Origin of the sequence: Geminicoccus roseus DSM 18922 (genome assembly GCF_000427665.1) — a bacterium.
GTDB classification, from domain to species: Bacteria; Pseudomonadota; Alphaproteobacteria; order Geminicoccales; family Geminicoccaceae; genus Geminicoccus; species Geminicoccus roseus.
Genome location: NZ_KE386572.1, coordinates 471,748 through 488,326, shown reverse-complemented (window position 1 = coordinate 488,326; position 16,579 = coordinate 471,748). Strand labels below are relative to the sequence as shown.

The following is a 16,579-nucleotide window of genomic DNA, read 5'->3' as shown; positions in this document are numbered from 1 at the left end:
GAGACAAGGCGATGGCGAGTTCGGTCAAGGAGATGCTGGCGGCGGCGAACCAGGCGGTGCCCAGGATCGACCGCGCGGAAGCGGAGAAGCTGCTGCAGAGCGGCGACGTGCTGGTGCTGGACGTGCGCGACCCGGCGGAACTGCAGGCGAGCGGCAAGATCCCCGGGGCGACCAACGTGCCGCGCGGCATGCTGGAGTTCCGCGCCGACCCGGATTCGCCCTATCACGACGCCGCCTTCAACCGCGACCGGACCGTGCTGGTCTACTGCGCCTCGGGCGGCCGCTCGGCCCTGGCCGGCAAGACCCTGCAGGAGATGGGCTACCGCGACGTCCGCAACATCGGCGGGTTCAAGGACTGGGCGGAAGGCGGCGGGCCGGTCGAGAAGGCCTGATCCCCCAAGCGGAGGGCAGGCCCGTCAGAAGGTGTCGCCCACGCAGACCCAGATCAGCTCGGTTTCCTCGCTGCCCGGGTTGCGCCAGGCATGGTGGAAGTCGCTGCGGAAATAGATGCTGTCGCCCGCCGTCAGCAGATGGACCCGCTGCTCCTCCAGCGTGATCTCGAACTGGCCGCGCACCACCACCAGGAACTCCTCGCCCTCGTGGCGATAGGAGCCGCGGCTGTGCACGCCCGGCTCGATCACCCAGCGCTGGCAGTCCAGGATCTCCTTGCCCGACCCGAGCCGCTCGATCCGGACGCCCAGCCCTAGGCGCGGCAGCACCACGCCGCTGCCGCGCATCACCGTCTCGTGGGCCGGCCTGTCCGGCTCGAACCCCATGATCTCGTTCAGGGTGATCCCGTAGAACCCGGCGATCTGCTTGAGCAGCGGGATGTCGAGGCCGAGCGAGGTGCGCTCCAGGGACGCCAGCAGGGACGGCTTGATGCCGAGTTCCCGGGCCACCTCCGCGATCTTCAGGTTCCGGGACTGCCGCAGCACGCGCAGCTTCGGCCCGATCCCGGCATCCGGCGCGGCCGGGACGCCGGGCGCCGCCTTGTCCCCGGACCCCGCCAGCGCCGCCTTGATCTCGGCGATCTTCATGCCCTGGACGGTGCGCATCCGCTGGATGCCGCGCGCGGTCTCCACGTCGGCCTCGGCATAGATCCGCGTTCCCGCGGGTGTGTAGGCGGGGGCGAGCATGCCCTGGGCCTCCCAGACGCGCAGCGTCGAGACGGAGACCCCGGCCAGGCGGGCCACGTCGGAGATCTTCATTCCAGCTCGCCTGGCATGTCGGCCTCCATCCCATTCCCGGGGCGGACAGCAGACCTTGCACGGATCACGCAACACCTCGCACGGGTCGGGGCACCAGTCAGAAATCTGTAAGATGAAGATTTCTATGGGATGAGCTGCCGGCCAGCAAGCTGCAGCAGCCTGGGTCGGCTCATGTCTCGACGTCGACAGACGCCAGATCGTCAGCTTGGTGGCATCAGCGCAAGGGCGTTGACACCTGAAGATATCTATAAAATTGTAGGGTCAAATCATAACCAGGGAGGAGCAGAGCCATGTGGCGTGTCGGTGTGGACGTCGGGGGTACCTTCACGGACCTGTTCGCCTGGGAGGACGGCAGCGGCGACCACCGCACCGCCAAGGTCCTGACCACCAAATGGGACCGCGCGGTCGGGGTGCTGCAGGCGATCGAGGCCGCCGGGATCCCGTTCGCGAAGATCGAGTTCCTGATGCACGGCACCACGACCGCCACGAACTCCCTGATCGAGCGCAACTACCCCGACGCCGCCTTCATCACCACCGAGGGCTTCCGCGACACGCTGGAGATCGGCCGGCAGCACCGCCGGCATCTCTACGACCCCTACCAGGTCAAGCCGGAACCGCTGATCAAGCGGCGCAACCGCTTCGCGATCAACGAGCGCATCTCCGCCAAAGGCGAGGTGCGCCGGCCGCTCGACGAGCAGCAGGCCGAGGAGATCGCCGGGATCATCGCCGAGCGCGGCATCCAGGCAGTCGGCATCGGCTTCATCAATTCCTACGCCAACCCGGCACACGAGCAGCGGGTGCGCGAGATCATCCGCGCCCGCAACCCGGACGTGCATGTGGTGATCTCGGCGGAGACCCGGCCGATCTTCCGCGAGCATCCCCGCTTCACCACCACGGCGATCCGGGCCTGCATGATGCCGGTCATGACCAGCTATTTCGACCGGCTGGCCGAGGCGCTGAAGGAGCGGGACTTTGGCGGCGCGCTCCTGATCCTCAAGAGCAATGGCGGGGTGATGGGTGCGCAGAATGCCAAGGAACGCCCGGAGGAACTGATCGAATCGGGCCCGGCCGGCGGCGTCTCCTACGCCGCCTACCTCACCCAGACCACCAGCTCCAAGAACATCATCCACACCGATGTCGGCGGCACCAGCTTCGACGCGTCGATCGTGGAGGACGGCAAGGGCCTGATCACCCGTTCCTACGAGCTGGAATGGGAGGTCCCGGTCAGCGTGCCGATGCTGGACATCCACAGCGTCGGCGCCGGCGGCGGCTCGATCGGCTGGGTGGACGATGGCGGCTCGCTCCGGGTGGGGCCGCGCAGCGCCGGCTCCGAGCCTGGCCCGGCCTGCTACCGCCGGGGCGGCACCGAGCCCACCATCACCGACGCCAACCTGATCCTGGGCCGGCTGCATCCCTCGCTCGGCAACAAGTTCGAGCTGGACGTGGCTGCGGCCGAGACCGCGATGGACGCGCTGGCGGCAAAGATCGGTCTCTCCAGGCTGGAGACCGCCGAGGGCATGATCCGGATCTCCTGCGAGACCATGGCCCAGGCGGTCAAGGGTGTGCTCTTGGCGCGCGCTCGCGACCCGCGCGACTTCGTCCTGGCCAGCTTCGGCGGGGCGGGGCCGATGCATGCCTGCTTCGTCGCCCAGGCGATGAACGTGCCCAGGGTGATCATCCCGGTCCAGGCCGGCGTCGCCTCCGCGTTCGGCGCCACCACCATGGACATCCGCCACGACGTGGAGGCGTTCCTCTACGCCTCCCTGGAGGAGGTCGATCTTGGCCAGCTCAACGGGCTGTTCGACGAGCTGGAGGCGGAGGGCCGCCGCCGGCTGGCTGCCGACGGCATCCCCTACGACCGGATGATCCTGCAGCGCACCGCCCAGATGCGTTATGTCGGGCAGACCTACGAGGTCGACGCCGAGATCCCGGCCGGCACGATCACCCAGGAGCATCTGCCCGGCATCGCCCAAACCTTCCACGAGGCGCACAAACGCGAGTACGGGGTCAGCTCCGACGACTTCCCGATCGCCTTCGTGGCGCTGGGCATCACCGCGATCGGCAAGCTGGTCGAGGCGCCGAGCTTCGCGTTCGCCGCTAGCGGCGGCACTAGCGCACCTGCCGCGCGCAAGGTCTATTTCAACGGCGAGTGGCTGGAGACTGCAGTCTACGACAGCGGCCAGCTCACGCCGGGCTTCGTCCTGTCCGGACCCGGGATCGTGGAATACCCGGATTCGATCGCCGTGATCCCGCCGCGCTGCCGGGGCGAGGTCGACGAGAGCGGCAACCTGATGGTCGAGATCGCGAACTGATCCGGGGAGAAGATCCGATGACGAACGGCACGACCAAGGTCGATTCCAAGATCGACCCGATCACTTTCGAAGTTCTTCGCAACACCTTCCAGTATGCCTGCGACCGCATGTCGACGATCATGCAACGCACCTCGTTCTCGCCGATCCTGGCGGACATCCTGGACTACTCCAACGCCATCTACGATCCGCAGCTGCGCCTGCTGTCCCAGGCCGCCAACTGCCCGGTGCATCTGGCGGCCATGCAGTTCAGCGCCGACGCGGCGATGGCGCGCTTCCCGATCGACACGCTGAAGCCCGGCGACGTGATCGCGCTGAACGACCCCTACCAGGGCGGCACGCACATCAACGACATCACCTTCACCATGCCGATCTTCCACGACGGCGAGATCCTGGGCTTCGCGGTCAGCCGCGGCCACTGGATGGACCTGGGCGGCGGCGCTGCCGGCGGGCAGTCGTTCGGCACCCACGTGGCCGCCGAGGGCCTACGCCTGCCGCCGATCAAGCTGTACGAGAACTACGAGATCCATCGCGACTATCTCGCGATCATCATGAACAACACCCGCACGCCGCATTTCGTGAAGGGCGACCTGCAGGCCCATCTGGGCGCCCTGAAGAGTGCCGAGACCGAGCTGCAGCGCGCGGCCACCCGCTACGGCACCGAGACGATCAAGGCCGCGATGTCGGACCTGATCGGCTATACCGAGCGCATCGTCCGCAAGAGCGTCGAGGAGATCCCGGACGGCGACTACACCGCCGAGGACTTCGCCGACACGGACGGGTTCTCCCCCGAGCCGGTCAAGGTCAAGGTGACGCTGCAGGTCCGCGGCTCCGACATCACCGTCGACTTCACCGGCTCCGACCCGGTCTGCAAGGGCGCCATCAACTCGCCCTACGCCAACACCGTCTCGGCCGCCTACTACTCCCTGCAGTTCTTCCTGGCGCCGAACGCGCCCTCCAATGCCGGGATGTTCGCGCCGATCAAGATCGTGCTGCCGGACAATTGCTGGCTGAACGCCAAGTGGCCGTCGCCGACCATCGGCTGCACCACGCTGACCTCCTCCAAGATCACCAGCGCCATCTGGCAGGCCCTGGCCCAGGCGATCCCGGAACGGGTCACCGGCTCGACCTGCTCGGAGTGCAACTGGTTCGTGTCCTCGACCATGGACAAGGACGGCCGCAGCGACGTGTTCTCCGATCTGCCCGCGGGCGGCTGGGGCGGCACGCCGTTTAACGACGGCATGAACGTCACCATGGACCCGCTCGGCAACTGCATGAACATGGCGGCCGAGACGGCCGAGCTGTTCTTCCCGATCGAGTACGAGGCGTTCGAGCTGCGCCGGGATTCGGCCGGTGCGGGCAAGTTCCGCGGCGGGCTCGGCAGCATCTTCAAGGTCCGCTACCTGTGCGACGGCGAGCTCGGCATGGAGACCGCGCGGACCCGCGAAGGCAGCCCCGGCGTGAACGGCGGCGGCCGCAGCGCCGTGCAGCGCTCCAGCCACATCTACCCGGACGGGCGCGAGGTCGTGATCGGCGGCCTTTCCCGGAACGGCGACTGGACCAACCCGCTGCTCGCCGGGCATCATTTCGGCTATGACGAGCAGTTCAAGTTCGAGAGCACCGGCGGCGGCGGCTGGGGCGACCCGAAGCAGCGGCCGGCGGCCAAGGTCCTGGAGGACGTGCTCGACGACTATGTGTCGATCGAGGCCGCCCGCGACGTCTACGGGGTCGCGATCGACCCGGTGGCCATGACCGTCGACCAGGCGGCGACCGAACGCCTGCGCGGCTAGAAGCCCCCGAGCCAGGCCGGGCGGGACTGCCCGGCCTGGCGTCGCGCTCCCCATCCTCCGAGGAATTCGACCTTGGCCGAACGCTACGACGCCATCATCATCGGCGGTGGACATAATGGACTGGTCTGCGCCGCCTACCTGGCCAAGGCCGGGCTGAAGCCGCTGGTGCTGGAGCGCCGGCCGGTCCATGGCGGGGCCGCGGTGACCGAGGAAATCGCACCCGGGTTCCGGGCGTCGATCTTCTCCTACCTGATGAGCATCCTGCATCCGCGCATCCAGGCCGATTTGGAGCTCAAGCGGCACGGGCTGGAGATCATGCCGTGCAGCGACATGCTGGCTCCCCTGGACGATGGCGACTACATCGTCTTTTCCGACCAGGTGAAGCGCACCCAGGAGAGCTTCGCGCGGTTCAGCCCGAAGGACGCGGCGGTCTATCCCGAGTTCGACCGGTTCCTCACCGAGAACGCCGAGGTCTTCCGCAAGCTGCTCTGGGAGACGCCGTTCGACCCGACCAGGCGCGACTGGAAGACCGTCAAGCAAATGTTCGGCTTCGCGCGCCGCAACCGGAAGTACGCGGACAAGTTCTTCCGCGTCTACGACATGCTCACCATGAGCGCCTACGACTTCCTGTCGGAATGGTTCGAGGACGACCGGATCAAGGCGATCCTGGCCTATTACGCCTCGATCGGCACGTTTGCCGGGCCGAAGACGCCGGGCAGCGCCTACGTCATCATGCACCACGTGATGGGCGAGAATGCCGGGGCGGGAGGCTGGGGCTTCATCCGCGGCGGGCAGGGCGCCATCTCGGACGCGATCGCGTCTGCGGCGGTCGAGAGCGGGGCGAAGATCCTCACCGACAGCGCGGTGCGCGAGGTCCGGGTGGTGGACGGGCGGGTCCGCGGCGTGGTGACCAGCGACGGGCGCGAGTACGAGGCGCCGCTGGTGATCTCCAATGCCCATGCCAAGCTGCTCTACCTGAACCTGGTGGGCGAGAAGCACCTGCCCGAGGAGGTGGTGCGCGAGATCAAGGGCTACCGGAGCTTCTCCACCGCGTTCAAGGCCAACCTCGCGGTGGAGCGGCCGCCGCAGTACAGCTGCATGGACCGGGCGCTGAAGGACGGGGCCCTGGGCGACTGGACCTACCCGACCTACGTGCACATCGCGCCGGACATCGACTACCTGGAGCGCGCCTATGACGACGCCAAGCATGGCTGGTACTCGTCGGCGCCGTTCATCACGCCCGTGGTGCCCACCATCGTCGACGACACGCTGGCGCCGAAGGGCAAGCATGTCGTGAACCTGTTCGGCGGGCACGCGCCCTACGAGCTGAAGGGCGGCGACTGGGCGGTGGAGAAGGACAAGTTCCAGAAGAACGTCCTGGACACGATGGACCGGTTCGCGCCGGGCTTTTCCAGCGACATCATCGGCGGGCAGTTCCTGGTCGCCCAGGACATCGAGAACATCGTGCACCTGCCCCAGGGCCACATCTTCCAGGGCGAGCTCAGCGCCGACCAGCTGTTCTTCAAGCGGCCGATCCCGCACTACGCCGACTACCGCACCCCCATCCACGGCCTCTATCTGTGCGGCGCCTCGACCCATCCGGGCGGCGGCGTGTCCGGCATCAACGGCTACAACGCCGCCCGCGAGGTCCTGAAGGATCGCGGCACCAGGTCCGCCATGGGCTTCGCGGTGCGGTGACGCGAACGGGGCGGCGGGCACACTCGCGTCAGCCACCTCCGGGTGTCCCGTCGTCCTGGTACACCAGCACCGGCGCCAGCACCCGGAAGCCCACCCGCTCGTAGAGGCGGCGGCCCTGCTGCGAGGAGATCAGCATCATCCGGCTGGCCCCGTTCCGGGCCGCCCGGTCGGCCATGGCCGCCATCAGCGTCTCGGCCAGGCCGCGCCGCCGGTGGGCCGGCAGGGTCAGCACCTGGTCGACCACGACCAGATCCGTTCCGGAGCGGCCGTAGCGGGAGGCCGCCGCGGGCTCGCCCTGCCAGTCGGCCTGGAAGAAGCGGGCCTGGTTCCGGTCGGCCTCCTCGGCCGGGATCAGGGCGAACAGGCCGGCCTCGTTGAATGAAGCCGCGGCATCCGGGCCCTGGATCTCGGTGACGCCGGCATCGCCGGCGGTGCGGGCCTGGAGCGGCAGGTCGGCTTCCATCAGCGTTTCCTCGACGAGGAGACTCATGGTGGCGGGCAGCGGCGGCAGGCTGGCTGCCGCCTTCTCCCCCAGCACGGTCAGCCACATGCCGGGCTCCAGCGGCAGCGCCCGGCGACCGCTGCCCCAGTAGAACAGCTCCGCCCGGCGGCCCATCGGCACCCGGTAGCGGACCAAGGCGAAATCGTCCTGCAGGACCAGCTCCGAGCCTGCGTTGCCGCGCGCGTTCAGATAGCCGTCCAAAAACTCCACGACGTGGCTGCGCATGTCTGCTCCAGTCCGAGGTGAGGAAAGCCGTGCCTTGGCCAGGCTGCCGGTCATGGCCGGATCCCGATGGTGTCTTCGATCTTCACCAGCTCGAAGTCGGACACCAGGATGTCGATCCGGGCGGACCAGCGGCCGGGCACCGGCAGGGTGAACCGGTCGATCCGCCAGATGCCGTCGGCCGAGCGGGTGGCCTCCCGCCGGAACGGCTCGATCCCGGCCTCGGGCTGGGCCAGCACCAGCGTCACGCCCTTGGGGTCGAGCGGCCCGAAATCGCCGGTCATGATCGTCATGGCGGCGGAGACCGTGCCGGCGCGCCCGGGCGTGACCACCAGCTCGGCCATGGCCTTCTCGCCGTGGACATGCACCTGCGCGGGCTCGGCGGCGAGGCTGGCTAGCATCCTGGGCGGCGGGGTGAAGCGCCAGATCGCCACCGTGGCCAGGACCAGGACCGCCAGCACCAGCTCGGCGCGGATCGAGCGCAGCATGGGCCGGGTTTCGGATCTGCCGGGGCCCAGCAGGGCAGGTGTCAGCCGCCAGCGGTTCAGGCAGGCAAGGCCGAACAGCAGGACAAGGAGCCCGAGCTTGACGGTGAGCACCTGCCCGTAGGCGGTGGCGAGCAGGTCGGCCGGGCTGTCCAGCTGCACCACCGCCAGGAAGAGGCCGGCCGCCACCAGCGGCAGGACCGCCACGGGAGCAAAGCGCGAGAAGCGCCGCAGCAGGACGGCGCCGGCATTCCCGCCCTGGCGCAGCGCCGCCCCGAGCGGCACCAGGGCCCCCAGCCAGAAGGCGATGCCGACGCCGTGCAGGAACACCACGGAGCGGGTCAGCCAGCCGGGCCCGGCGGCGCTGGCATGGCCGGTGCAGGCCAGCGCCAGGCCAAGCCCGGCCAGGGCCATGACCGACAGGAGCCGGGCCGGTCGGGGTCCGGCCCGCAGCGCGCCGGCTGCCAGGAGCAGCGCCGCAGCGGCCAGGAGGGCGCTGGCGCCGTAGCTGGTCGCAAAGCCCGCCTGCCAGGGCGTTGCGACCAGCAGGCCGGCCAGCGGCAGGCCCAGCGCGTCCAGCCCCTGCAGGCCCACGGCCAAGGGGACCAGGCAGAGGCCGAGCGCCAGAAGCCAGCCGACGAAGCCGCGGCCCCCGGCCGGATCGGCCGCCAGCCAGGCCAAAGCGAAGCTGCCGCCCACGCCAAAGAACAGGCCGAGATAGACCAGCACGCGCGAGAGCCAGATGGCGGCCTGCACCGGCCGGTCGGCGGCCTCGGCGGCAGCGGGCGGCGCGCTGGCGGCGCCGATCGAGAACAGCACCGAGCCGGCGACCGGATGGCCGTCCTGCGAGACCACGCGCCAGCTCAGCACGTGGCTGCCGGCGCCGAGGCCGCCGGGCAGGGCGATGCGCAGCCGGTTGCCGGCGATCGCGGGGTCGGGCAGCTCGATCCCGCTGCCGTCCGGTCGGATCAGGCGCAGGGCCAGCGGGACCACCGTCTCGCTGAAGGTCAGCGCCAGCTCGGCCGGCGCCTGCTCCAGGACAGCGCCGTCAGCCGGTTCGCTCCGCACCAGGCCGGCATGGGCGAACGCCGCACCGGACATCGTCGTCAACATAGCCAGGACCAGCCATGCCATTCGCAGGCCGGGCCAGAGCAGGGCCGGTCGGTTGGTCACGAGGCGGTCGCCACAGCTTGGGGGGAGTTGAAGGACGGGAGGATGCGGACGCGCCGCAACGAGCGCGTCCGCCCAGGTTCACTCCTTGGGCAGGAGCTTCAGCGCGGCTGCCGGGGTCTCGTAGTCGTCCAGCGACTTGCCGGATTCGGGGATCTCGATCCAGCGCTCGGCGGCACCGTCCGGGCATTCCTGGACCACCGGGAAGTAGAGCACCGAGCCCACCGGCAGGCCGGGCGTCAGGTAGGTGCGCATCACGAACTCGTCGTAATATTCGTCGGGCAGGCTGCCGCCGGACCAGACCACCTCCTTCACGCCCTCGGCGAGGGGGGTGCCGTAATAGTCGTAGGTCTGCTCGTAGGGGCCTTTGACCAGCTCGATGGTCCAGCCGGGCTTGGGCTGCGGCCGCACCGAGATCACGCCCTCCGGCACCTGCACGCGCAGCCGGATCGTCGGCTTGCCCTCGCAGCCATGTCCCACCCGGAACACCGCCTTGTAGGTGGAGGGCACCTGCGCTTCCTGGGTCTCCAGGGTGACGTGGGCGAGGGCGGGCGCGGCGCCGGCGACGAGGGCGGCGGCGGCAAGAAAATGCTTCAGCATGGGTCGATCCATTCAGCAGGGCCGGCCGGGCGCAGGGCGCCGGGATGCGCGGCCCTAGAAAAGTGTCGGATGGCTACCCGGTCAGGGCGGCGTTCCATGGTCGGCTGGGCCGGTTCCTCCGGCGCCGACGGCCTCGACCGCGCGTTCCACCGGAACCGGGTCGTGGAACGCCACGGCCTGACCGGCCGGCTGCCTCAGGTCGAGGCATCTCCGGCGGCGGGAGCCGGGCAGGGGGCTCCGATCTCCAGAGCGGCTGCTTACGGGAGACGGAGAAGGATCACGCCATGCGGGGAGGGGCCCGGGGGTTGCCGGGGCTGTAAGCGGTCGACCGGCCAGGCGGGCTGTCGGCGGCGAACGGGGCGACCAGCCCGCTGGCGGAGCGCGGCGGAAGGTCGAGGGCGGTCGTGACCGGCGGCGGCAGCGGGCCCAGCATCGGGCAGGCGGTGGTGCAACAGTCCGGCAGATGCGCCTTGCCGGGCGCCTGCTCGGCGGGGAGGGGGCCGTGCTGCTGCTGGCCGGAGCCGCACAGGATGCTGGGCAGGACGCCGGCGGCGCTGGCCGACGCGCGCTCGCCAAAGGCGGTGGCGCCGAGCAGGGCCTGGGCAACGAGCAGGTAGATCGCGACCAGCGCGACCCACGAACCCATTCTGCCCGATCGCCCAGCCACGACGCGCCGCATTCCCCAAAGCCTGTCCGGTCCTATCATGACGCTTTGGCGCGCGTCAGCCCTTCCTTGGCCCCGGCTGCCGCTGGCGCGGCTGGAGCATCCGGGAGGGCGCCGTGTGCGCTGGCCCGGGCGGACGTCCTGGCCTAACCAGGGGCCGGCCCGGCCGTTGGCGGGGCCGCGCGATGCCGAACAGCAGGGAAGCCCGAGCCATGAAGAACCCGAACTCCCGCATGACCGCGATCGTCTGTCATGCGCCCAAGGACTACCGGGTCGAGCAGGTGGCCCGGCCGGTGCCGGGGCCACGGGAGATCGTGATCCGGATCGGGGCCTGCGGGATCTGCGCCAGCGACTGCAAGTGCTGGTCGGGCGCGCCGATGTTCTGGGAGGGCAAGCAGCCTTACGTGAAGCCGCCGGTGATCCCCGGCCACGAGTTCTTCGGCTATGTCGACGAGCTGGGCGAGGGGGCGGACGCGCATTTCGGGGTGGGCGTCGGCGACATGGTGATCGCCGAGCAGATCGTGCCCTGCGACAAGTGCCGCTACTGCCGCTCCGGCCAGTACTGGATGTGCGAGGTCCACAACATCTACGGCTTCCAGCGCGAGGTCGCCGATGGCGGGATGGCCGAGTACATGCGGATCGGCGAGACCGCCCGGCTGCACAAGATCCCGGCGGAGATGCCGGCGGACGATGCCGGGATCATCGAGCCGCTCGCCTGCGCGATCCACACCGTGCAGCGCGGCGACGTGCAGCTGGACGACGTGGTGGTGATCGCCGGGGCGGGGCCGATCGGGCTGATGATGGTCCAGGTCGCGAAGCTGAAGACGCCCAGGAAGCTGGTGGTGATCGACATGGTGGCCGAGCGGCGCGAGCTGGCGCTCAAGTTCGGCGCGGACGTGGCGATCGACCCCGCCAACGAGGACGCGGCGGCGATCGTGAAGGGGCTGACCGGCGGCTATGGCTGCGACGTCTATATCGAGGCGACCGGCGCGCCGGCCGGGGTGACCCAGGGGCTGGAGCTGATCCGCAAGCTCGGCCGGTTCGTGGAGTTCTCGGTGTTCGGCGCCCCCACCACGGCGGACTGGTCGATCATCGGCGACCGCAAGGAACTGGACATCCGCGGCGCGCACCTGGGTCCCTACTGCTACCCGATCGCGATCGACCTGCTCATGCGCGGGCTGGTGACGTCGAAGGGGATCGTCACCCACGAGTACCCGCTGGAAGCCTGGGACGAGGCGATCGGGATGGCGTACGGGCTGGATTCCATCAAGGTCCTGCTCAAGCCCAGGCGCTGACGGGAAGCGCCATCCCCCGCCCCTACTGGGGCGGGAAGGTGGTGAGCAGGGCGCCCAGCACGAACGGCGCCCTGGCCAGCGCCTGGGCGCGCAGCTCCTGGCAGGCGGGCTGGACCGGGTCGAACTGGCAGGCGGCCAACAGCTGGTAGTCGACCTCCGGCGCGATCACGGCGATGCCGATGAAGGCCTGGCCGCGGCTGGCCAGGGCCTCGGTGGCGTAGGCGGCGGGCTGGCCGGTGAACTGCGAGATCCCGTAGAAGCTCTTGCGGTGGACCACCATGCCGTCCTTGCCGTTGACGTGGGGGAACGGATAGGTCCAGGCCGGGTCGACCTGCCAGAAGAACTGCGGGAAGGCCTCGGCGATCCCGGTCTCGAAGGCGACCGAACTGGCCTGGGCATCGAGCGGGCCGTCCACCTCGCTGCCGGCAAAGCCGACCACCAGGCCGGCCAGGTTCTCGACGCTGCAGTACCCGTCCTCCTCCTCCGGGCTGGCGCCCTCGGGCAGGGCGATGGCGGCACCGCTGTCCGCGTGGACCCAGATGTCGAAGCTCCAGGCGGCCAGCTGGCCGGGCGGGACCTGCAGGTGGGCCGCCACCTGCTGCAGGGCGACCGGGTCGTCGGCGGTGGCGGCCAGCCGCTCGAACGGGCGGGTCCGCATCAGCCGGAAGGTCAGCTCGCCGCAGCGGACGCTGCGCCCGGAGCCGGTCGGCAGGTCGGCGCCGAACAGGCTGGCGGCCTGCTGGAAGCCGGCGTCGACGGGCTCGTCGGAACGCTCCAGGACGGCGACCTGGGCGATCGGGATGCCCCAGCTGATCGCCGCCGCCCCGCCCTCGATCCCGCCGCTGCCGACGCCGACCACCAGGTTCTGCGCGTCGACGATCGGCGCGCCGGAAAAGCCCGGCACCAGCGTGCCGTTCAGGCGCAGGATCACCAGGTCCAGGTCGGGGGCGCCGGCGGCGCGGATCTCGTCGGCGACCCGGCTCGGCAGCATGTCGCGCAGCTGCGAGGTACCGGCCGCGATCTTCAGGTCGCGGTCGGTCAGGGTCGGCGCGTCGTAGCTGTAGCCAACGGCCTTGAGCGCGTCGCCGACCCCGGGCGGCCGCGCCGAGGGTGTCGCCGGCTCCAGGTCGAACGGCTGGTCGAGCTTCAGCAGGACCAGGTCGGCCGCGCGCAGCACCTTCGCCACCCGGGCCGGGCGGATCTCCCGGGCGCGCTCGGAATAGGCGGTGAGGGCGGCGCAGCCGGCTACCGCATGAAGGGCACTGACCGCCTGGCCGGGAGACTGCCAGAGAAAGCCGCTGGCCACCTTGTCCTGGCCGCCATCGCAGTCGCGCGCCTGGATCTGCAGCACCGCGGCGGACAGCTTCTCCAGGGCGTCGGCCTGCGCGCGGGCGGCGCCTGGCAGGGCCAGCAGCGCCAGGACCAGGCAGGCGCTCAGGTATCGGGACATTGCAGCCGCCAGACCGCCTGCATGGCGGCTGCCTGCCTTGCCGGATCGAGCGGGGCCAGCGCCTGGGCCACCTGGCGCCAGGCGGCGGAACTGGCGCTGAGCGCCGCGACCCAGGCCTGCTCGTCGGCAAACCGCCTGGGCGGCAGAGAGGTGCAGGCCTCCAGCCGGTCGCCGAACAGGCTGCTCTGGCGGGCGGGGTTCGGCACGGCGGCGACGGTCGCGTCCTGGAACAGGTTCAGGCCGACCGTTTCCAGGGCGACCAGCTGGGCGGCCTCGCGCTCGCTGAACGCCAGCTCCCGCCAGGCCGCCTGGCGCTCCTTCAGGGACGGGGAGAGCCGGTCGCCGGTGCGCAAATAGAGGCCCCCCAGGGTCGCCAGCACCGCGCCCATGCTGAACGCGATCATCCGGATGCTGCGGGGGTGGGCTTGCGGTGCTGCCTCGGCCGGACGCCTGCCGCCGGCCAAGCCGAAATAGGCGCCGAGCAGGGCCAGGAGCGCGGTCAGCACGCTGCCCACCACCGGAGAGGCGGACAGGCCGGCCAGGCAGCCGACAAAGACCCCCAGCGCCGCGCCGGCCGCCATGTCGAGCAAGGTCTGTCGGTTCGCCATCGGCCTCGTCAGCAACGCTTCGCGGAAACGCCAGGAACAGGGCGAGCCGGCACTTGGCCTGGACGCTGCTGTTCTGTGCCGGTGGCGCCCTGGCCTTCCTGCCTGTGGTCGACCGCCGGGCTTCACCGTCCCGGAACATGGAAACACTACCCCAGGACACAGGCCCGGCCGAAACGATTTCGCGCGCCGGACGCTTGCCACCCGATCCGGAGAAGAATAGTTAAGTAGATGCTTCAGCAACAGCCCACGCTCGACCGCATGTTCCAGGCCCTGGCCGATCCGACCCGGCGGGCCATGGTGGAGCGTCTGTGCCAGGGGCCGGTGCCGGTCAAGGAACTGGCCCGGCCGCTGGCGATGTCGCTCTCGGCGGTGGTCCAGCACCTGCAGGTGCTGGAGGCGAGCGGGCTGGTGCGGTCGGAGAAGGCCGGGCGGGTGCGGACCTGCCGGATCGAGCCGGCGGCCCTGCAGGCCGCCGAGGCCTGGTTCGCGCAGCGACGGGCGCTCTGGGAGCGCCGTTTCGACCGGCTGGCCGAGCATCTGGGCGAGGGATCGCCGGACAAGGAGAGCGGATGATGGATGAGCGTTCCGTGCAGCATGCCACCTTCGTGATCGAGCGGCGCTTCAAGGCCTCGCCGGCTCGGGTGTTCCATGCCTGGGCCGATCCGGCGGCGCGCGCCCGGTGGGAATCGCCGGGCGAGGACTGGACCATGGAGGACCTGCCGCGCGACTTCCGGGTCGGCGGCGAGGAGGTCGCCCGGTTCGGGCCGAAGGGCGGGCCCATGTTCGAGGCGCGCACCCGCTACCACGAGATCCGGCCGGAGCGGCGCATCCTGTTCTCCTACGAGATGCACGGCCTTGCCGAAGGCGGCGGGCTGGGCTCGGTGTCGCTGGCCAGCGTCGAACTGCTCCAAAGCGGCAGCGGGACCAGGCTGATCTTCACCGAGCAGGGGACGTTCCTGGATGGCTCCGACACGCCGGAGATGCGCCAGGAAGGCTGGGACGCGATGCTGTCCAAGCTGGTCGCCGTGGTGGACGAGGCCGGCTGAAATCCTGGGCGGCAGGGGGCTTGAGCGGCGTTTTTCAAGATCTTGAGGCGAGGCGCCCTGGCGCTATGTCATGATCATGAGACGAGTTCCGCCGCCGACCTCCAAGGATGCCGCCCGCAAGCCGGCCCCGCGCCTGTCCTCCAGCCTGGCGCGGCCGGTGAAGGCGGCGATCGCCGCCCAGGTGGTGGCCCTGTTCAACGACCGCGGCCGCGGCGAGAAGCCGGTGCCGCGCCATCCCGACGGGCTGTTCGGCAAGGATTCGGTGGCCTGGCGGGTCCATGGCGACGTCGCCTCGATGATGGTGGGCGGCGTGGCCGGGCTGCTTCTGCAGATGCTGCATCCGGCGGTGCTGGCCGGGGTGTGGGACCATTCCAACTTCCGCGCCGACATGCACGGCCGGCTGCGGCGCACCGCCCGGTTCATCGCCCAGACCACCTATGGCGAGCGCAGCGAGGCGCTGGCGGCGATCGAGCGGGTGCGCCGCATCCACGACCAGGTGCGCGGCACCCTGCCGGACGGCACGCCCTATCTCGCCAACGACCCGGCCCTGCTGGCCTGGGTGCATGTCACCGAGACCACCAGCTTTCTGGCCGGCTGGATCCGCTATGCCGAGCCGCGCATGTCGACCGCCGACCAGGACCGCTACTTCGCCGAGATGGCGGTGGTCGGCGAGGCGCTGGGCGCCAGCCCGGTGCCGCGCACGCGGGCGGAAGCGGAGGCGATCATCCAGGCGATGCGGCCGCAATTGCGCTGCGACCGGCGCACCCGCGAGGTGGCGCGCCTGATCCTGACCCAGCCGGCGCACAACGCCATGGCCGAGCCGATCCAGGCGCTGACCATGGAGGCGGGCGTCGACCTCCTGCCGGCCTGGGCGGTGGCGATGCACCGGATGCATGCCCGCTCGTTCAGCCGCGCCTTCGTGCGCGCCGGCACGCTGGGCGTGGCGCGCACGCTGCGCTGGGCGTTCCAGTAGCAGGCCCTACTGGTCAGTAAGCGGCAGAGCCGGCCCGGTCAGGCCAGCAGGGCGTCCAGCCGGTCGTAGCTGGCGCCCAGGCCCTGCTCCATGGGCGAGGCCAGGACCTGGTCGCGGGCTTCCTGCGTGTCGTAGCGCACGGTGACGGTCATCAGGGTGCCGCCGTCCGTTGCGGTCAGCTCCGTGGTCACCAGCGCATCGCCTGGATACCAGGGCGGGTCGAACCGCTCGGTGTGGACCACCCGCCTGGGCCGGTCCAGCTCGCGGAAGGTGCCGGCCACGCTCATCTCGCTGCCGTCCTGGTTGCGCCAGACATAGCGGTAGCTGCCGCCCTCGCGCGGGTCGATCTCGCAGACCGGCATCGAGCCGCCGGGCGGGCCCAGGAGCCAGCGCCGCACGAGCTCGGGCGTGAGCAGGGCATCATAGACCCGCTCGGGCGGTGCGGCGAACACCCGGCGGATCAGGATCTCCCGGTCCGACGGGGTTCCGGCGATCAGGCGGCGGTCGGCGGCGGGCGTGCTGCTCATCGGGAAGCCTTCCTGGGATACATAACCACAAA

16 protein-coding genes are annotated in these 16,579 nt (G+C 70.3%); 8 read left to right on the top strand and 8 right to left on the bottom strand.

Annotated elements, in window-relative coordinates; genetic code table 11:
* The first annotated feature begins 11 nt into the window (after window positions 1-11).
* Window positions 12-392 (top strand): rhodanese-like domain-containing protein, encoded by a 381-nt coding sequence (locus tag GEMRO_RS0103665; protein ID WP_027132931.1) that lies wholly within the window; start codon window positions 12-14, stop codon window positions 390-392.
* Window positions 393-416: 24 nt separating this feature from the next.
* Here GEMRO_RS0103665 and GEMRO_RS0103660 read toward each other — a convergent pair whose 3' ends face one another.
* Window positions 417-1,208 (bottom strand): MerR family transcriptional regulator, encoded by a 792-nt coding sequence (locus GEMRO_RS0103660; RefSeq protein ID WP_027132930.1) that lies wholly within the window; start codon window positions 1,206-1,208, stop codon window positions 417-419.
* Window positions 1,209-1,498: 290 nt separating this feature from the next.
* Here GEMRO_RS0103660 and GEMRO_RS0103655 point away from each other — a divergent pair, with 290 nt between their 5' ends.
* The 3 genes from GEMRO_RS0103655 (at window position 1,499) to GEMRO_RS0103645 (ending at window position 7,005) form a co-directional block, all read left to right on the top strand.
* Window positions 1,499-3,520: a hydantoinase/oxoprolinase family protein gene (locus GEMRO_RS0103655; RefSeq protein WP_035484693.1), complete on the top strand. Its 2,022-nt coding sequence runs from the start codon at window positions 1,499-1,501 to the stop codon at window positions 3,518-3,520.
* A 17-nt stretch (window positions 3,521-3,537) separates the two neighbouring features.
* On the top strand, window positions 3,538-5,307 hold the full coding sequence (locus GEMRO_RS27370) for a hydantoinase B/oxoprolinase family protein (protein WP_035484692.1): 1,770 nt from the start codon (window positions 3,538-3,540) through the stop codon (window positions 5,305-5,307).
* A 72-nt stretch (window positions 5,308-5,379) separates the two neighbouring features.
* On the top strand, window positions 5,380-7,005 hold the full coding sequence (locus tag GEMRO_RS0103645; RefSeq protein ID WP_027132928.1) for a phytoene desaturase family protein: 1,626 nt from the start codon (window positions 5,380-5,382) through the stop codon (window positions 7,003-7,005).
* A 28-nt stretch (window positions 7,006-7,033) separates the two neighbouring features.
* On the opposite strand, the gene GEMRO_RS32300 is transcribed toward GEMRO_RS0103645, so the two are convergent.
* The 4 genes from GEMRO_RS32300 to GEMRO_RS32295 form a co-directional block, all read right to left on the bottom strand.
* The gene (locus tag GEMRO_RS32300) at window positions 7,034-7,732 is read right to left on the bottom strand and encodes a GNAT family N-acetyltransferase (RefSeq protein WP_051328653.1); all 699 of its coding nucleotides are present in this window, start codon (window positions 7,730-7,732) and stop codon (window positions 7,034-7,036) included.
* A 50-nt stretch (window positions 7,733-7,782) separates the two neighbouring features.
* Window positions 7,783-9,327, bottom strand: a complete 1,545-nt coding sequence (locus tag GEMRO_RS0103635; protein WP_205624886.1) for a copper resistance CopC/CopD family protein — start codon at window positions 9,325-9,327, stop codon at window positions 7,783-7,785.
* Between the two features lie 138 nt (window positions 9,328-9,465).
* Window positions 9,466-9,984 carry a YcnI family copper-binding membrane protein gene (locus tag GEMRO_RS0103630; protein ID WP_027132926.1) on the bottom strand — a complete coding sequence of 173 codons (519 nt, stop codon included), beginning with the start codon at window positions 9,982-9,984 and terminating at the stop codon, window positions 9,466-9,468.
* Between the two features lie 277 nt (window positions 9,985-10,261).
* Entirely contained in the window at window positions 10,262-10,630 is a 369-nt protein-coding gene (locus GEMRO_RS32295) for a DUF2946 domain-containing protein (protein ID WP_051328652.1), read from the bottom strand.
* A 230-nt stretch (window positions 10,631-10,860) separates the two neighbouring features.
* Between GEMRO_RS32295 and GEMRO_RS0103620 the strand changes: the two genes are divergently transcribed.
* Entirely contained in the window at window positions 10,861-11,943 is a 1,083-nt protein-coding gene (locus tag GEMRO_RS0103620; RefSeq protein WP_027132925.1) for an alcohol dehydrogenase catalytic domain-containing protein, read from the top strand.
* A gap of 22 nt (window positions 11,944-11,965) precedes the next feature.
* Here GEMRO_RS0103620 and GEMRO_RS0103615 read toward each other — a convergent pair whose 3' ends face one another.
* Together GEMRO_RS0103615 and GEMRO_RS33990 are read right to left on the bottom strand one after the other, a co-directional pair.
* Window positions 11,966-13,393, bottom strand: coding sequence for a S1 family peptidase (locus GEMRO_RS0103615; protein WP_027132924.1), 1,428 nt, complete (start codon window positions 13,391-13,393; stop codon window positions 11,966-11,968).
* Window positions 13,378-14,001, bottom strand: a complete 624-nt coding sequence (locus tag GEMRO_RS33990) for a hypothetical protein (protein ID WP_027132923.1) — start codon at window positions 13,999-14,001, stop codon at window positions 13,378-13,380. The genes GEMRO_RS0103615 and GEMRO_RS33990 overlap by 16 nt, the downstream gene beginning before the upstream one ends.
* 228 nt (window positions 14,002-14,229) lie before the next feature.
* Here GEMRO_RS33990 and GEMRO_RS0103605 point away from each other — a divergent pair, with 228 nt between their 5' ends.
* The 3 genes from GEMRO_RS0103605 to GEMRO_RS0103595 all read left to right on the top strand — a co-directional run bounded on the left by GEMRO_RS0103605 (window position 14,230) and on the right by GEMRO_RS0103595 (window position 16,020).
* Window positions 14,230-14,574: an ArsR/SmtB family transcription factor gene (locus tag GEMRO_RS0103605; RefSeq protein WP_027132922.1), complete on the top strand. Its 345-nt coding sequence runs from the start codon at window positions 14,230-14,232 to the stop codon at window positions 14,572-14,574.
* Entirely contained in the window at window positions 14,574-15,047 is a 474-nt protein-coding gene (locus GEMRO_RS0103600; RefSeq protein ID WP_027132921.1) for an SRPBCC family protein, read from the top strand. The genes GEMRO_RS0103605 and GEMRO_RS0103600 overlap by 1 nt, the downstream gene beginning before the upstream one ends.
* Window positions 15,048-15,123: 76 nt before the next feature.
* On the top strand, window positions 15,124-16,020 hold the full coding sequence (locus GEMRO_RS0103595; RefSeq protein ID WP_051329542.1) for an oxygenase MpaB family protein: 897 nt from the start codon (window positions 15,124-15,126) through the stop codon (window positions 16,018-16,020).
* 38 nt (window positions 16,021-16,058) lie between these two features.
* Here GEMRO_RS0103595 and GEMRO_RS0103590 read toward each other — a convergent pair whose 3' ends face one another.
* Window positions 16,059-16,547, bottom strand: coding sequence for an SRPBCC family protein (locus GEMRO_RS0103590; RefSeq protein ID WP_051328649.1), 489 nt, complete (start codon window positions 16,545-16,547; stop codon window positions 16,059-16,061).
* Between the last annotated feature and the right edge of the window lie 32 nt (window positions 16,548-16,579).

Coding starts and splice junctions, on each gene's coding strand:
- GEMRO_RS0103665 (WP_027132931.1), top strand. CDS start 12: ATGGCGAGTTCGGTCAAGGAGATGCTGGCGGCGGCGAACCAGGCGGTG.
- GEMRO_RS0103660 (WP_027132930.1), bottom strand. CDS start 1,208: ATGAAGATCTCCGACGTGGCCCGCCTGGCCGGGGTCTCCGTCTCGACG.
- GEMRO_RS0103655 (WP_035484693.1), top strand. CDS start 1,499: ATGTGGCGTGTCGGTGTGGACGTCGGGGGTACCTTCACGGACCTGTTC.
- GEMRO_RS27370 (WP_035484692.1), top strand. CDS start 3,538: ATGACGAACGGCACGACCAAGGTCGATTCCAAGATCGACCCGATCACT.
- GEMRO_RS32300 (WP_051328653.1), bottom strand. CDS start 7,732: ATGCGCAGCCACGTCGTGGAGTTTTTGGACGGCTATCTGAACGCGCGC.
- GEMRO_RS0103635 (WP_205624886.1), bottom strand. CDS start 9,327: ATGTTGACGACGATGTCCGGTGCGGCGTTCGCCCATGCCGGCCTGGTG.
- GEMRO_RS0103630 (WP_027132926.1), bottom strand. CDS start 9,984: ATGCTGAAGCATTTTCTTGCCGCCGCCGCCCTCGTCGCCGGCGCCGCG.
- GEMRO_RS32295 (WP_051328652.1), bottom strand. CDS start 10,630: ATGGGTTCGTGGGTCGCGCTGGTCGCGATCTACCTGCTCGTTGCCCAG.
- GEMRO_RS0103620 (WP_027132925.1), top strand. CDS start 10,861: ATGAAGAACCCGAACTCCCGCATGACCGCGATCGTCTGTCATGCGCCC.
- GEMRO_RS0103615 (WP_027132924.1), bottom strand. CDS start 13,393: ATGTCCCGATACCTGAGCGCCTGCCTGGTCCTGGCGCTGCTGGCCCTG.
- GEMRO_RS33990 (WP_027132923.1), bottom strand. CDS start 14,001: ATGGCGAACCGACAGACCTTGCTCGACATGGCGGCCGGCGCGGCGCTG.
- GEMRO_RS0103605 (WP_027132922.1), top strand. CDS start 14,230: ATGCTTCAGCAACAGCCCACGCTCGACCGCATGTTCCAGGCCCTGGCC.
- GEMRO_RS0103600 (WP_027132921.1), top strand. CDS start 14,574: ATGGATGAGCGTTCCGTGCAGCATGCCACCTTCGTGATCGAGCGGCGC.
- GEMRO_RS0103595 (WP_051329542.1), top strand. CDS start 15,124: ATGAGACGAGTTCCGCCGCCGACCTCCAAGGATGCCGCCCGCAAGCCG.
- GEMRO_RS0103590 (WP_051328649.1), bottom strand. CDS start 16,547: ATGAGCAGCACGCCCGCCGCCGACCGCCGCCTGATCGCCGGAACCCCG.